Raw genomic sequence first — 13,256 nt, 5'->3', positions numbered from 1 at the left:
CCGCTTGGATCTGCTTGAGCCGTGTGCCGTGACGAATGGCACGCACGGTTCTGAGGGGGCGGGGACGCAGTAATGCGTCCCCGCTACCCGACCAAAAACTTCACGGAGTCTGAGGGACGCGCGTCCGTGCTGCGGATCTACAGCGGCCAGCTGATTCCCGCCCTGCTTCAGACGCCTGCCTACGCACGCGCCCTCCTGGTGGAGGGGCGCGAGCCAGGGATAGACGCGATGGTGGAAGCGCGGATGGCACGGCAGCAGATCCTCACCAAGGAAAGCCCGGCCGATCTGTGGGTTCTCCTGGCAGAGACAGCCATGGCCTGCCTGGTGGGCGGCAGGACGGTCATGCGAGAGCAGCTCGCCAAGCTGCTTGAGGTGTCTGAGCTGCCAAACGTGATGCTGCGAATCGTCCCGAACACGGCGGGCGCGAATGCCGGGCTCGACGGTCCGTTCAAGGTCATCAAGGTCAGGGAGGGACAGGTCGGCTACGTCGAGGCCCCCACCGGCGGAAGGCTCGTCCCAGAGACCGCCGAGGTCGACGGACTGCTCGATAGGTTCGACCGCATAGGGGCGGTCGCCCTCCCCGTAGACTCCAGTCGGAGCCTGATCAAGCATCTGATGGAGGCCTTGACGTGACTTCCCCCCAGTGGCGCAAGAGCAGCCGATCCAGCGATGGGACGAGCGGCCAGTGCGTGGAGGTCGCCCAGCTCGACAACGCCATCGGTCTACGAGACAGCATGGCCCCGAGCAGCGGGCACCTCTCGCTTTCCATGGGCAGCTTTGCCGGCCTTGTCGCCAGGGCGAAGAGGAACGAACTCGGCTTCAACGCTCAGCGGTAGGCAAGAGCGACCTTGAAAATGCAGGAGGGCCAGATTCGTCCGGCCCTCCTGCGTTGGTTCGCTCGCGTAACAAGAGCGTGCGTAGCTTCCTCTACCTGATGGCATGCGAGAGCGCGACCAACGCCGAGTGCGCGGCTGTGCGCGACTCCAGGGATCCGGACGGGCTCAAGCCCGTCCTGGAAGGCCAGGGATGCCGCTCTCGGCCGGAGGTACTCCAGCACACGAGGCCAGCCCACAGCCCGCAAGGGCTTGGCTTGCGCCGACCCTGGCGACGGGCACGCTGTGGACGGCGTTGTCATCGAGCGGTCCCATGTGGTCGGCTGTTCCGGTGAGCATCGACCAGTTCTTCGGCTACGGGCCTGAGGCTCCGTTCGCCACCAACGAGGTGTTCACCAACAGGGAGGAGCAGATCGATCGGTGTCATCGCTGGCTGATCGAACACTCCGCACGTGAATGGCCCATCCCGGTGCTCATGGACTTCCAGCGGCCTGCGGTCAACATCCTCGCGGTGGCCGGAGAGGGCGGCATCGGCAAATCCACCCTGACGCGGCACGTCGCTGACCTCGCGGTTCGGGGAGAGTTGGACGGGCTTCCCAAGAGTCGGGCGTGCGCGGTCCTGGACTTCGCAGACCCCGACAGCTCCAGCTTCGAGTCCTTGCTACTGCGTGTCCGGGCTGGGCTGGGGGGTCTGGCGCGTTCCTGGCCGGCTTTCGACGTCGCGCTGGCCCTCTACTGGGAGCGCAAGCATCCGGGTGAGTCGCTGGCCGCCTTTCTCGGCAAGGGATCGGTGGACGGACGGCGAGCAGCGGATCAGGTGAGCGGGACCGTCGACCAGTTCCTCGGCGGGTTCGGCGCGATCAGCGTCACCTACCAGGTCTTGGACAAGCTCGGACGCACCGTGGCGCATAAGGCCAAGCTGAAGTCACTGCGCAACGAGTTGCCCGCGCTCGACCCCATCCTCGATGAGCCCGACCCCGACCGGATGCTCGGCTACATGCCCGTCCTGCTGTCGGCCGACCTGGAACGCGCCCGAGCCAGGAGGCCCGTACTCGCGGTGTGCGTTCTCGACACACTGGAGATCGTCCAAGGGCTGCCGTCCGAGCGCGGCGGCTTGGAGGACCTGGTGTCGCGGTTGGTCTACCTGATGCCGAACGTGGCGTTCCTAGCGGCCAGCCGGTTGCCGCTGGGCTGGCACGACCCGGTCCGTGCCCTTGGACTGACCTACGGCGGCGCGCACCGCTGGCCCGATCTCGCCGGACCGGTCCAGCTCAGGCTGGACGGCTTCGACCCGGTGTCCGCGAACGAGTATCTGACGACCCGGCTGACCGTGGACGACCGCCCCGCGATCGACGAGGCGGTGCGGAACCGGATGATCGCCGGATCCGGCGGCTCACCGTTGTATCTGGACCTGTCGGCGAGCCTGTACGGGCAGTACCTCGCGCGCGGCCAGGCGCCGCCCCCGGAGGTGTTCGGACTCGGGTTCCCCGAACTGGTGCTGCGGACGATGAGGGACCTGTCGGAGACCGACCGTGACCTCCTGCGTGCCGCCGCGCTGCTCGAAGCGTTCGATGCCGACCTGCTGCAAGCGATGCTCCCGGGCATCCGCCGCCGGCGGATCGAGGCCTTCACCTCCCGCCCGTTCGTCCGGCGCGAGGAGTCGGTGTGGCCCGCCTACCGGCTGCACGACAACCTGCGACGCAGTGTCCCGGACTGTGACGCCCACACACCCGATGGATGGACCCTCAGCGAACGTCGCGAACACCTGCAGCGCGCCATCGACCACCTCGCGAAGGTCGCGTTGTCGATCTGGGACGAGGAAGAGTCGTCCTCGCTGGCTGAGCGGAGCCGCCGGACCGTCGCCGCGTTCTTACTGCTGTTGCGTGCCGCGATCGAGCACGACGTAGTGCCGCCGGTGCTGGGGGACCTCGCCTACAGCCTGAGCGTCGCCGGCCACTGGCAGGTCCTGGCGTCCCTCCCCGCACCGGACGCAGCACCCGAGCTAACGCGGCTGTCCGCCGTCGCCCGGCTGACTACCCGCGGCGACCTCAACGCCGAGGACCGCTACCAGGCGATGCAGAGGCTCGTCGGTGAGCACGCAACCCCCGAATCCACCGACCCATTCGCCGACTACTACCGCTGGGAACTGGGCACCCGCGCCCACGTCGCGGGACGCCTGAACGAAGCGATCGGTCACCTGTCGGCGATCACACCCGACGGCTCGCTGATCGGCGCGAGCGCTCTGTTCGGCTTGGCCGACAACGCCCTTCGCCGCGGTGACTACCGGCAGGTCGCCGAGCTGATGGACAAGGCCACCGACGAAGGCCTCGACCGCATCCGTGTCGCTGACATGCTCGGCCACACCTACATCCACAACGCCCGCTTCGCCGACGCCGCCCGTCTCTTCGAGACCACGCTGGAAGCCGCCCAGGCCGCGGGAACGCCGCTGTGGGAAGCCCGCGCCCTGCGCCACCTGGCCCTCGCACTCATGTGGTTCGACCCCGACCGCACCCTCGCCCTCGTCCCCCGCGCCCGGGACCTCAACTCCTCCGTCGGGGAGCTGATCGGTGTGGCCCAGTGCGACCTGGCCGCCTCCATGGCTCACGCCCTACGCGGCGAGCATGCGCAGGCCGAAGACCTCTTGGAAAGCGCAGCCCGCCAGTACGAAGAGCTCGGCGCCACCGGGGAACTCACCCCCGCGGAAGCCATCCGGGTACTGCAGTACGCCGCCGACGGACGCATCGACCAAGCCACGGCCACCGCCACGCGACTCGCCACGTCCTCCCAAGGCCCGCAACCCGAGTGCCTACCCGTCTGGGTCCAAGTGACCAGTTGGTGGGCCAGCATCCCTGCTCCAGGGGAGGCGGCCTTGCGGTGGCTGGACAGTACCGAAACCGCCCTACAGCGTTGGAAGGAGCCCCTAGACCGGCTTCGGCGCCAGCACCGTAGTGTGTGCGCAGCGCTCGACGTGGCTGACCGAGAGGCGTTCATCCCCACCGACCGGCTACCCGGCGATGCCCTCGATCGCACTGTGCGGTCGGCGTCCGCCTCTCCGGCATTCGATGGGCCACCCGTCCAGCATGCCGACGACGGGATCATCAACGGGGAACGCACTGTCATCAAGCTCCAGCGCCGCGCCCACGAGCGTCTGGAGACCGCCCTGCACTTGGAGCACCTCCGCACCGCGACCGGCATCCCGGCCCCACGGCTCCTCGACCACGGCACTGTTCCTGGCGGCACCTGGTGGGCCGTCCTCGAACGGCTCCCTGGAACACACAGTGACCACCCGACTCCCGGGCAGCAGAGCGCGCTGGGACGCATGCTGCGCTCGTGGCATTCGCACAGCCCGGCCGCCGGCCTGCGGTTGGACGCCCCTGGCGCGCTCGGCGTCCTGCTCGGCTGGGCACGTCGCGCCGTCCCTCGCGCCTACCCTGCTCTCGCCCAACGTTTCAGCGACGCCTGCGAAGCCATGCAAATGACGCCAATCCACGGGGACGTTGCCGTCGGCCATAACGCGCTGTTCGACGGCGACACCCTCACCGGAGTCCTGGACCCCGGCGCCGTCGAACAGGGGCCACCGATGCTCGACCTGGCCTGGGCGCTTGCCGTGGACTTTCCACACGGTGGGTCGGTCGAACCGCTCCTGGAGGGTTATGGCGAAGTCGATAGCGCGGCCCTGGACGCACTGCTTCCGCTCATGCTCTTGCGGCGCTTCATCGATACCTTCACCCTGGGGCTATTCGACACAGACGGCCAGTGGATAGCCCGTCATCTGCGCGACAACTATCCGGACCTACTGGCACTAGTGGAAGACGAGCTGAGCCTCTAATCCGCCAGGCCCAGCCACACCGCCCATCGATACGGGATGTAGTTGTCCAGCACGTTGGCCGGCACTGACAGCCGCTCACGGAGCTCAGGCTCGTCGTCTCGCGCGTAGAAGCGGTTCAGTCCGTCGAACAGCGCCAGCTCATACCCTGCGGCCAGCACGCCTGGCTCCCACTCGTGATGGCTAGGACGCGAGGTCAAGGGCACCGTCGCCTCGATCACGATCGCCCTGGGCCGCCACGCCGCCAGATCCGCCGAGGCCAGTACGGAGACCTCAGCCCCCTCGACATCTACCTTCAACAGATCGAATCCTGGCTGTGCGTAATCCGACAGAACCGTCTCCAGCCGCGTCACCTCGACGCGCAACCTTTCACAACGCCATCCATCGGCCAGGTGAAGTGATCGCAAGACTGATGGGCCGGAGCACCTCATTCTGCCTGGCATGGCGCCGCCGGATTAGGCGCGGGGGCGGTCCGGGGTGCCTTCCAGCGGCCACGCCCGCTCACCGCAGGTGCGCAAGTCAGTGGCTATGCCCGCCAGGGCGTGCAGCGTCTTTGAGGCATGGGTGAGCCAGCCGCCGGTCTGGTAACCGACGGGCCCGGACCCGTAGTCGTGGATGAGGGCGGTGTGGGAGTCGAACAGCAGGAAGTCGAAGTACCTGTGCACCGGAGACGGCGGCACGAAGAACTCGATGCGCTCTCCCAGCCGGCTCCGCACCTCGTAGTTGATCATCTCGTAGTGCAGGTAGTTGGTGAGCGGGTAGGAGAGCAGCCGCACCCGAGTGAACTCCAGGTTCCGCGACCTCACCTCGTCGCGAAGAGGCTGGTCCTCCATCGCCTCTTCCTCCAGGAGGCGGCGGGCCAGCGCGACGTCGCCCGTTTGGAAGGCCTCCTGCGATCGGACGCTGTCGGCCTCACGGTATGACTGCCAGCACTCCAACTTGAGGAAGCACCGCTCGGTGCGCGTCCAGGCTTCACCGAACGATTCCAGGAAGCCTTCCAAGGTGAGCCGCTCACTGCCGTCCAGCGCCCACGCAGGCGGTTGATGCATCATTCGTCCGGGATGAGCGCCTTCGTCAGCGCGATGATCTGATTTGACGGGAAGTAGATCTGGACGAAGGCGGCTGTCGTGAATCGCTCGCCTGTCCAGACGACGGGCGTGTGGAGTCGCCAGGAGCCTTGGGCCCATCGAGTGGTGACGAACTCGCGGAACTGGTCATCGGTCGCCAGAGCGCTGAGGAGGGCGAGCGCATCGCCGCGCGGCATCTTGAGCCAGGCCCACCCGCGGTAGTACTCGATGAAACCAGCGTTGCCCGTCGGCTCGCCGACAGGCTCTACGGCGTTGCGTTCGGCTTCGACCGCCTCACCTGTGTCCTGGCAGCAGGCAGCGGTTTGCCAGCGCCTCGCCCAGATGGCGCGGACGAGGTCGACCATGGCGTTGTCGATGAGGACCGCTTCCTCCTGGTGAGGAGGAACCAGTGTTGTCGAGGGATGGACCTGGAGGGCCATGTGTGTCCTTCCAGCGTTCTTGGCGCACCGGCTGAGGGGTGCGTTAGGCGGTTCGGTGCTTGACCCAGCCAGTTGCTGCTGCGGCAAGCCCGGGGTGGGGTGCGTGGTCGCCGATGTCTTCCCACATCGCGGCCTGCGCTTTGGCGAATGCCGTCACCGCATCGGCGGGCGCGGCGGCGAAGAGCGGGATCTTGGACGCCCAGGCCTGTGCTTGCGCCGGATGGTGTCCGCAGGCGATGAGCCAGACGATCCAGCAGGCAGGGTCGATCCAGCGGGCCCCTCTGGTGGGCCAGGCCCAATCGAGCATGTAGGCCCGCGTGTCACTGCCGATGAGGATGTTGGTGGGTGACCAGTCGGTGTGCGAGAGCCAGTCGCCGGCGAACATCTCAGAGTGGTCGCTGTAACTCGACCAGCGTTGCTCAGCTCGCTTGAGTTCGACACCGTCAGGGGCGGGTGGCCAGTGAGCCATCATGGCGATGATGAGTTCGAGGTCGAGGCTGGACGGCTCGTAGGATGCGGGACGGCCGTCGATGAAGCCGAACCCGTTGAGGTCCCAGCCACCTGTGATCTCCGTCCATCGAATCGGAGCCGAGACGTTCTGGATGTGCGGGTTGATCCGGCGTTCACGTTCCTGGGTCCAGGCGCGGGGGTGATCGGTGCGCAGCCCTTTGACGAACGTGGTGTCGTTGATGATCACGGCTATCTCGGAGTTGAAGCCCTCGCTGACCGGGCGAGCAGAGATCACCGGCCCGGTGTGCTTCTCGATCAGTGCCTGCGTCTGGTGCCAGGGGAGCCGTTCGGTCACATCGGAACCGTACTGGAGGGGCCCCTCGCCTGCGGGGACGGGCGAGGGGCCGTGCTGCGGTGCCCTACGCGCCGTCATTGATAGGGGTTGTCGTCGCCGCAGCCGTGGCCGATGGCGTATTCGGCTGCGTCGTTGACATCCTCGACGATCTCGACGACGGCTTCCTCGGTCGCGGGGCCGTCCTGCACCTCAATCGTGATGCTCACTGGGATACCTCCTCTCGGGGCTCTTGGTGCTGGCAGTAGGTGGCCAGCGGGGCTTTGGCTTTGCGGTAGAGCTGCACCAGCGGCATACACGTCCCACATGTGCCTTGAAGCGTGCAGCCAGTGCATCCGCCCTGGCGGCGTAGCAGGTCGTCGCTGATGCTGCCCAGGCGTTGGAGCCCTTGTGGCCCCTCGCGTACCAGGTCGATGTTGGGATCACGGCCGATCTTGCAGATGCTCGCCCGGCCGAACGGGTCGACGTGGAACGACGTGTGCCCGGCGTCGCAGCCGGTGAAGGGCGCCCGCTTGCTCAGGAACTGGGGTGACTGGGAGGGCAGACTCTCAGCACCGCCGTGGATGGTCGGGGACATGTTGGCGTACTCGCGATGTCGTAGCCCGAACCGTTCGGCCAGTTGGCGCATGAGGTGGAGTTCATGGGCATTGCGGTTGGTGATGATCAGGCTCAGATCCAGTTGGAGGCCGGCCTCATGCGCCGCCGACAGCCCGCGCATGAACTTGCGGAAGGAGCCTGGCCTCCGGGTGAGGCCGTCGTAGGTCTCCGCTGTAGCGCCATAGACGCTGAGGCTCATCTTGCTCGGCCTGTAGGTCGTCAGCAGGTCGAGCATTTTGGGGTTGGCCAGCCGGGAGCCGTTGGTCAAGATCTCCACCATCATGCCCAGCTCGTAGGCCTTGGTGTGGACGGCGGCGAACAGCCGATCCACCATCGGCTCCCCACCTGTGAGCTGGAGCCAGAGGACGCCGGCATCCCGGATTGCCTCCAGCAAGCGCTCACGCTCGGGCCAGCCCAGGCCATCGAAGGTCTTGAGGCCGAGGTAGCAGTGCTCACAGTCGTAGTTGCAGCCAAGATTCAGCTCATAGGTCGCCTTGCCGAATTCGTGGTTCGACTCGCAGCGGATGAGCAGGTGATCGCCGGGCGGCTGCCCGTGAAGGTCGATCCCCCAGGCGGTTCGGGCGGCTGCCGTCAGCCAATCAGGAAGCACCTCGGCGTCGGCAAGTGCCCGGTAGGCCCCCCGCGAAATCTTGATTCCTCGGGTCTCTCCTGGCTTCAGCACTAGGAAGCCGCCTAGGAATGGACTTGCGATTAATTGGTACATCTGGCCCGTCCTGTACATATCGCCTCGGCTTGAATCCGTCGGGCGCGTTGCGGCGCGACGTCCGAGACGTTAAAACCGCAGGAGGGGTGCGACCCGGAAAGAAATTCCGGGGTCGCCTGACAGGGGGCTGTGATGTCCGATCACTTGCAGCACCTATCAGCAGGGCAGCGCGTGGCCTGGCACCGCGTCCGGCGGGGCATGTCTCAAGAGGTCTTGGCCGGCCTGGTCGGACGTACCGACGACTGGCTCAGCAAGATCGAGAATGATCGTGCGGCTTTGGACAGACTCTCGATCATCAGGGCACTCGCCGATGCCCTGCGCATCTCCCTCTTCGACATCATCGACCCACACCCTGCCGAGTCGACGCGCCGCGAGCCGTCCCACCTGGACGTCAGCGCGGTCCATTCTGCGCTCACCGACTACCGGCAACTGTCCCCACTGCTGGCAGCGATCGAAGCAGAGCCCGAACCGCCCCGGCTGGAGGTACTTCGCCGCGATGTGGCAGAAGTGATGGCCGCCTATCAGCATTCACGCTACGGACAGCTGCTCGCCCGCCTGCCCACGCTGCTCACCCAGACCCAGCTTGCTGCCAGGGAAGCCCGCGAGGAACAGCGACCGAACGCCGATCGGCTCGCCGCCCTTGCCAACCAGTCGGCCGCGATGCTGCTCACCAAGCTCGGTGAGGCCGACCTCGCCTGGATCGCCGCTCAACGCGGACTGACAGCGGCCGAACGCACCGCAGACCCCACGATCATTGGGTCGCTGTTCCGCTCGGTGATCCACGCACTGCACTCCCAAGGCCGCCTCGACGAGGCAGCGACAATGGCTCAACACGCGTCGCGATACCTACAACACCAGCATGCTGATCTCTCGCCTACGCTGCTGTCGATCCACGGAACCCTGCTACTCCCCGGAGCCGTCGCCGCTGCCCGCGCCCACAACCGCGCCGATGCCATGGACTACCTGAGACGAGCCGAGCAGATGGCCGACGCACTCGGCGCGGACGCCAACCACCTGTGGACGGCATTTGGCCCCACAAACGTGCGCATCCACCGCGTCACTGCAGCCATGGCGCTGGGTGATGTCCCCACCGCGCTCGCCCTCATTCCAGGCATCACCACCGCCCACCTACCTGTCGAACGTTCGGTCCGCCACAGCCTTGAAGTCGTCAACGCCTACCGGGCCCGTAACAAAGTCGATGAGGCCATCAGCGAACTGCTCACCGCTGAGCGCCGGGCTGCCGAACAGGTGCACGCCCACGTCATGAGCCGCCAACTCGTCCACCAGCTCCGCGGCACTGCTACCGGCAAGAGAAGCCGCCTCCTGGCTGATCTCGCTCGCCGAATGAGCATCATCTAGCCCGATCTCCTACGCTCAACACCCGTGACCGATGACCCGGCAGCAACCTTCGCCCACGCCCGAGCAGCGGCAGGTGTCCTGTTCTTCAACGAGCAAGACCACATCATGCTGGTCGACCCGTCCTACAAGGACTACCGCGACATCCCTGGCGGCTACGTCGAGCGCGACGAGACCCCCTACCAAGCCGCGAAGCGCGAAGTCGCTGAAGAACTAGGCATCCGCCCAGAGATCGGACGCCTCCTGGTCGCCGACTGGGCCCCCAACGCGGCCGAGGGCGACAAGGTCCTCTTCCTCTTCGACGGCGGCACCCTCAACCCCGACCAACTCAATGCCATCCGCCTCGAACCCAGCGAACTGGTCGGCTACCACTTCCACGACATCGCCCAGATCCACGACCTGACCATCCCGCGTCTCGCTCGCCGTCTTCTCCACGCCCACGCCGCCCACCGCGACAGCAGCACCCGCTACCTCGAACACGGCGAACGCATCTGAAGCAGGAGAAGACCGACCCGATAGTGACCTGCGCGGCCGAGTCCAAGATGAGGTCGGTTCGAGCCCGAAAGCAAGACTGGTCCACGCGGCTGCCGCGCTGTTATTTCGGCGACGGCGGCGGCGTGTTCGGTCACGACGGTCCCACGGGCAGGACGGCACAGTCGATTCACCGAAGGCGCACCCTCACCAGGTCATTCATTGCATTCGATCACTGATCGCGCTGGAAGCATCTGTGTCGTCTTCTCGGGGCCAGCGGCCTTCTATGTGCAGTTGGAGGAGCGCGGCGTGGGAGAGCGGGCTGGCGGGATCGGAGACGTCGCCGTTGGTGGTGTAGTCCAGGAGGACGACATCCTCCTTGTCCCGAAGCTGCTCGACCAGATCAGCGACGCGGTGTTCGAGGACCCATCGGTAGGCCGGCAGGTAGATCCGGCGCCGGGCCGTCTCGTAGGGCAGGAGCCGGTCACCGTACAGGCCAGTGCGGTGACCTTTTGACGGGACCGTATCGACGCACCGTCCGCTTCAGCCCCTTCATCTTGGTGATCCTGAGCTTCGCAGGGTCGACATCGGAGTCCTGGAAGACCTTGAGGGCCTGCCAGATCCCTTCCACAGATTCGCTGGTCACGCCGTCGCAGTAGGGGACCGGGATGCCACCGTGCGGATAGAACGGACTCAGCCGCACCCACGGATCCGACGCCTTGGAGGTCACATCGATGACCTCAGCACCGGGGGAACGCGGCGGTCAGCGACGCCAACCCGCGGCGACGGCTGGCAACACGGATCGACAACTGAAGCCCCCTGCCTCGGTGACATGAGCCGCCAGCATCCCCGATGCCACTGACAGACTGGACGCCGCAGACAAGCCCACATGCGTGCTCCTGTGACCGTTGTCAGTGGGAATGCAGCGACGATCACACGGTCCTACTCGTCCAGGTCGCACCCGCGCCGCCTTCCTGTCGGATCAAGAGGCGGTCAAGTCCCGGATTGCTCGAGCGGTCTCGGCAGTGACGTCGGAGTCGGTCAGGTCGGCGGGGCGGAGCCATCGGTAGGCGGTGTGTTCGGTGCTCAGGACGACGGGCTGACCTTGGTGAGGCACGCCGAACGTATATTGGCGGGCTCTGCGGCCGGAACCGGAGATGTAGTCGAAGTAGGTGACAAAGCCGGGATCGATGATGAGCGGTCCGCTCCAGCCGATTTCTTCGGCGAGTTCGCGTTCCAGTGCGGTGAGCAGGTTCTCGCCGGGCTCGACGCCGCCTGAGGGGAGTTCTTCGATGCCAGCCATGAACGTGTCCTCGGCAGAGCGGCGCAGGATGAGAACTCGGCCATCGGCATGGACGATGGCGCCGACCACGAGTTTGGTGATGCCGTCGCGGTCGGCGCCGGCATGCAATTTCCGGATGTCGAGCCCCGACGCGGTGGTCACGCTGGGAGGTTAGCCCACCCGGGAAGCGAGGCGACGGTGTTCACGACGGCGGCGCGGTGGTCATGACCGTGCCGCGGGCAGGGCGGCGCGGTCGAAGCGGGCGATGAGGCCCGTTTTCCGGTGGTGCTTTCCGCGCAGGTGCGTGAGCCGCGCGGTGAACTCCTGGCGGAGGCCGGCACGGTCGGCGATGACCTGCAGGTCCTTGAGGAGTTCGACGGCCACGTCGTAGTCGGACGGTTTGCGGGCGTCGATCAGTTCGTCGATGCGTGCCCAGGTAATCTCCGGGTCGCGGGCGATGGCGTCGAGTCTCTTCTCGCGGGCCGCCGCGCGCTGTTGCTCGCGGCGGACCTCCTGTTCCGCGCGTGCCGCCTCGGCTTTGCGTTCACGCTCGTGGCGGAGTGCGGCGGCGGTGTCCAGCAGCTCGGCCACCGTGCGGCGGGGACGGTCCGCGCTTGCGGCGTCGGGTTCGCCGCGGAAACGGCGGAGTAGCTCCATCTGGACCTGGGGCCCCTGGCCCTGCGCGACTCGGAGGAGGAGAGCCTTCCCCTCCTTCATGGGCAGTTCTTCGATCCACTTGGCGAGTCTGCCGGGGTCGTCCTTGGTCTCGGCCAGGGGCGGACTCGTCTGGGCGGCGACCCGGAGCAGGTCGGAGTCGAGGCGCAGGAAGTCGGCGAGAGCGCGCTGGGGGGCGGTGAGGGAACGCAGCCCTGCGGGTACCGGCGGCTCGAGTTCGTCGTCCTCGTCCTGATCGAAGGCGTCCTCGTCGCGTTCCCAGGTTCCGTAGGCCGCGAGCCAGGCGAGGTAGAGCGGACGCAGATCCCCGGCGGCGAGTTCGGTGCGGACTCCGATGATCGCCGAGAGGGAGTCGTCGGCGCCCTCGATCCAGTCTCCGCCTTCGTCCTGGCTGGTCAGGTCGAGGATGAGGTGCTTTCCGGAAACTTCGGCGGTGACGTAGGGGTCGATGAAGTACCGCTCGGCGGCCTTGATGGGGAGCAGGCTGCAGGGAAGGCGAAGCATCACCTGGTGGGTTCCCCAGTTGGTGACGTACAGATGGGCGTCGTAGTAGCGTCGCATCATCGTCCGCGGATTACCCCGGAAATCTCCCCAGTGGTATTCGTTGGTGAAACTGGTGGCGGTGATCCGTGCCCGAGTGGACAGGGCGCGGACTTCGGCCTGCTGCCGCTCGTCCAGGGGCTGGTCGACGGCCAGGAACTCGTAGTACTGGTATTCGCTCATCTTCGCTCGTCGTCAGCGGGCCCAGTGCCGGTAGGCGTCGATCCATTCGGCGCCCGCCGGGCGTGGCGTTGGAAGCGGCAGATCGAGAATCCCGATAGCCTGCCGGTGCTTGCCGCGGGTGCAGATCCCAACGATCTCCCCATCAGGCGAAAGATCAATCTTCGTGACGGTCACCTCGACGCCCAGGACAGTGGTCTGGAAGGGCACGATCAAATGCTCTTCCAGCAGGCAATGGAACGCGGCGTGTTGCTCGTGCTCGTCGTAAGCGTCGACGATGGCCTGCTCAACCAGGGCGTCCAGTTCGGCATCGCTCAGGCTTGTCACCCTGGTCAGCGTGGTGAGGCCGGACTGAGGATGTGAGGTTTCGCCCGACCCGACGATCAATGGGTGGCGCCGGTCCTCGGCTCGGATGCCTGGCTGCGCGGGATGTCGGCGCTCGGCGGGTTCCGCCGTTCGGCTT

At 66.5% G+C, this 13,256-nt stretch carries 16 protein-coding genes; 5 read left to right on the top strand and 11 right to left on the bottom strand.

The genetic code is table 11. The features are described 5' to 3' along the window. The first annotated feature begins 72 nt into the window (after positions 1-72). The 3 genes from AB0C21_RS10520 to AB0C21_RS10510 all read left to right on the top strand — a co-directional run bounded on the left by AB0C21_RS10520 (position 73) and on the right by AB0C21_RS10510 (position 4,662). On the top strand, positions 73-633 hold the full coding sequence (locus AB0C21_RS10520) for a DUF5753 domain-containing protein (protein ID WP_500203737.1): 561 nt from the start codon (positions 73-75) through the stop codon (positions 631-633). Next, the gene (locus AB0C21_RS10515; RefSeq protein ID WP_500203736.1) at positions 630-836 is read left to right on the top strand and encodes a DUF397 domain-containing protein; all 207 of its coding nucleotides are present in this window, start codon (positions 630-632) and stop codon (positions 834-836) included. Before AB0C21_RS10520 ends, AB0C21_RS10515 begins: the two co-directional genes overlap by 4 nt. Before the next feature lie 328 nt (positions 837-1,164). Beyond that, positions 1,165-4,662 (top strand): phosphotransferase, encoded by a 3,498-nt coding sequence (locus AB0C21_RS10510; RefSeq protein WP_500203735.1) that lies wholly within the window; start codon positions 1,165-1,167, stop codon positions 4,660-4,662. Here the strand turns inward: AB0C21_RS10510 and AB0C21_RS10505 are convergent. From AB0C21_RS10505 to AB0C21_RS10480, 6 genes are all read right to left on the bottom strand, one after another. Then, positions 4,659-5,090 (bottom strand): FkbM family methyltransferase, encoded by a 432-nt coding sequence (locus AB0C21_RS10505; RefSeq protein WP_500203733.1) that lies wholly within the window; start codon positions 5,088-5,090, stop codon positions 4,659-4,661. The two genes, AB0C21_RS10510 and AB0C21_RS10505, sit on opposite strands and share 4 nt — an antisense overlap. Positions 5,091-5,114: 24 nt before the next feature. Continuing rightward, positions 5,115-5,708 carry a DUF6879 family protein gene (locus tag AB0C21_RS10500; protein WP_500203732.1) on the bottom strand — a complete coding sequence of 198 codons (594 nt, stop codon included), beginning with the start codon at positions 5,706-5,708 and terminating at the stop codon, positions 5,115-5,117. After that, a complete protein-coding gene (locus tag AB0C21_RS10495; protein WP_500203731.1) occupies positions 5,708-6,166 on the bottom strand; it encodes a hypothetical protein in 459 nt (152 codons plus the stop codon). Before AB0C21_RS10495 ends, AB0C21_RS10500 begins: the two co-directional genes overlap by 1 nt. 43 nt (positions 6,167-6,209) lie before the next feature. After that, positions 6,210-6,971, bottom strand: coding sequence for a hypothetical protein (locus AB0C21_RS10490; RefSeq protein ID WP_500203730.1), 762 nt, complete (start codon positions 6,969-6,971; stop codon positions 6,210-6,212). Between the two features lie 74 nt (positions 6,972-7,045). Then, on the bottom strand, positions 7,046-7,177 hold the full coding sequence (locus tag AB0C21_RS10485; protein WP_500203729.1) for a hypothetical protein: 132 nt from the start codon (positions 7,175-7,177) through the stop codon (positions 7,046-7,048). Beyond that, the gene (locus AB0C21_RS10480; protein ID WP_500203728.1) at positions 7,174-8,247 is read right to left on the bottom strand and encodes a radical SAM protein; all 1,074 of its coding nucleotides are present in this window, start codon (positions 8,245-8,247) and stop codon (positions 7,174-7,176) included. The genes AB0C21_RS10485 and AB0C21_RS10480 overlap by 4 nt, the downstream gene beginning before the upstream one ends. Positions 8,248-8,421: 174 nt before the next feature. On the opposite strand from AB0C21_RS10480, the gene AB0C21_RS10475 reads away from it, so the two are divergent. Both AB0C21_RS10475 and AB0C21_RS10470 read left to right on the top strand, forming a co-directional pair. After that, positions 8,422-9,648 carry a helix-turn-helix domain-containing protein gene (locus AB0C21_RS10475; RefSeq protein WP_500203727.1) on the top strand — a complete coding sequence of 409 codons (1,227 nt, stop codon included), beginning with the start codon at positions 8,422-8,424 and terminating at the stop codon, positions 9,646-9,648. A gap of 24 nt (positions 9,649-9,672) precedes the next feature. Continuing rightward, positions 9,673-10,140 carry an NUDIX domain-containing protein gene (locus AB0C21_RS10470; protein WP_185029466.1) on the top strand — a complete coding sequence of 156 codons (468 nt, stop codon included), beginning with the start codon at positions 9,673-9,675 and terminating at the stop codon, positions 10,138-10,140. Between the two features lie 195 nt (positions 10,141-10,335). Here the strand turns inward: AB0C21_RS10470 and AB0C21_RS10465 are convergent, their stop codons facing one another. The 5 genes from AB0C21_RS10465 to AB0C21_RS10445 form a co-directional block, all read right to left on the bottom strand. Further along, positions 10,336-10,593, bottom strand: coding sequence for a DUF6939 family protein (locus tag AB0C21_RS10465; RefSeq protein ID WP_500203751.1), 258 nt, complete (start codon positions 10,591-10,593; stop codon positions 10,336-10,338). A 7-nt stretch (positions 10,594-10,600) separates the two neighbouring features. After that, positions 10,601-10,819, bottom strand: a complete 219-nt coding sequence (locus tag AB0C21_RS10460) for a DUF6939 family protein (protein ID WP_500203750.1) — start codon at positions 10,817-10,819, stop codon at positions 10,601-10,603. A gap of 279 nt (positions 10,820-11,098) precedes the next feature. Continuing rightward, positions 11,099-11,560: an NUDIX domain-containing protein gene (locus AB0C21_RS10455; protein WP_221493303.1), complete on the bottom strand. Its 462-nt coding sequence runs from the start codon at positions 11,558-11,560 to the stop codon at positions 11,099-11,101. Between the two features lie 60 nt (positions 11,561-11,620). Next, complete coding sequence (locus tag AB0C21_RS10450; RefSeq protein WP_500203725.1) at positions 11,621-12,796, bottom strand: hypothetical protein; 1,176 nt, start codon at positions 12,794-12,796, stop codon at positions 11,621-11,623. Positions 12,797-12,808: 12 nt separating this feature from the next. Then, positions 12,809-13,120, bottom strand: coding sequence for a calcium-binding protein (locus AB0C21_RS10445; protein WP_364424239.1), 312 nt, complete (start codon positions 13,118-13,120; stop codon positions 12,809-12,811). Between the last annotated feature and the right edge of the window lie 136 nt (positions 13,121-13,256).

It is taken from the genome of Spirillospora sp. NPDC049024, from assembly GCF_040649235.1.
Taxonomy (GTDB): Bacteria; Actinomycetota; Actinomycetes; order Streptosporangiales; family Streptosporangiaceae; genus Spirillospora.
This window is presented reverse-complemented; position numbering and strand designations above follow the sequence as displayed.

Excerpts from the sequence above, each read along its gene's own strand:
- AB0C21_RS10520 (WP_500203737.1), top strand. The coding sequence starts at position 73 with ATGCGTCCCCGCTACCCGACCAAAAACTTCACGGAGTCTGAGGGACGC.
- AB0C21_RS10505 (WP_500203733.1), bottom strand. The coding sequence starts at position 5,090 with ATGAGGTGCTCCGGCCCATCAGTCTTGCGATCACTTCACCTGGCCGAT.
- AB0C21_RS10500 (WP_500203732.1), bottom strand. The coding sequence starts at position 5,708 with ATGCATCAACCGCCTGCGTGGGCGCTGGACGGCAGTGAGCGGCTCACC.
- AB0C21_RS10495 (WP_500203731.1), bottom strand. The coding sequence starts at position 6,166 with ATGGCCCTCCAGGTCCATCCCTCGACAACACTGGTTCCTCCTCACCAG.
- AB0C21_RS10475 (WP_500203727.1), top strand. The coding sequence starts at position 8,422 with ATGTCCGATCACTTGCAGCACCTATCAGCAGGGCAGCGCGTGGCCTGG.
- AB0C21_RS10450 (WP_500203725.1), bottom strand. The coding sequence starts at position 12,796 with ATGAGCGAATACCAGTACTACGAGTTCCTGGCCGTCGACCAGCCCCTG.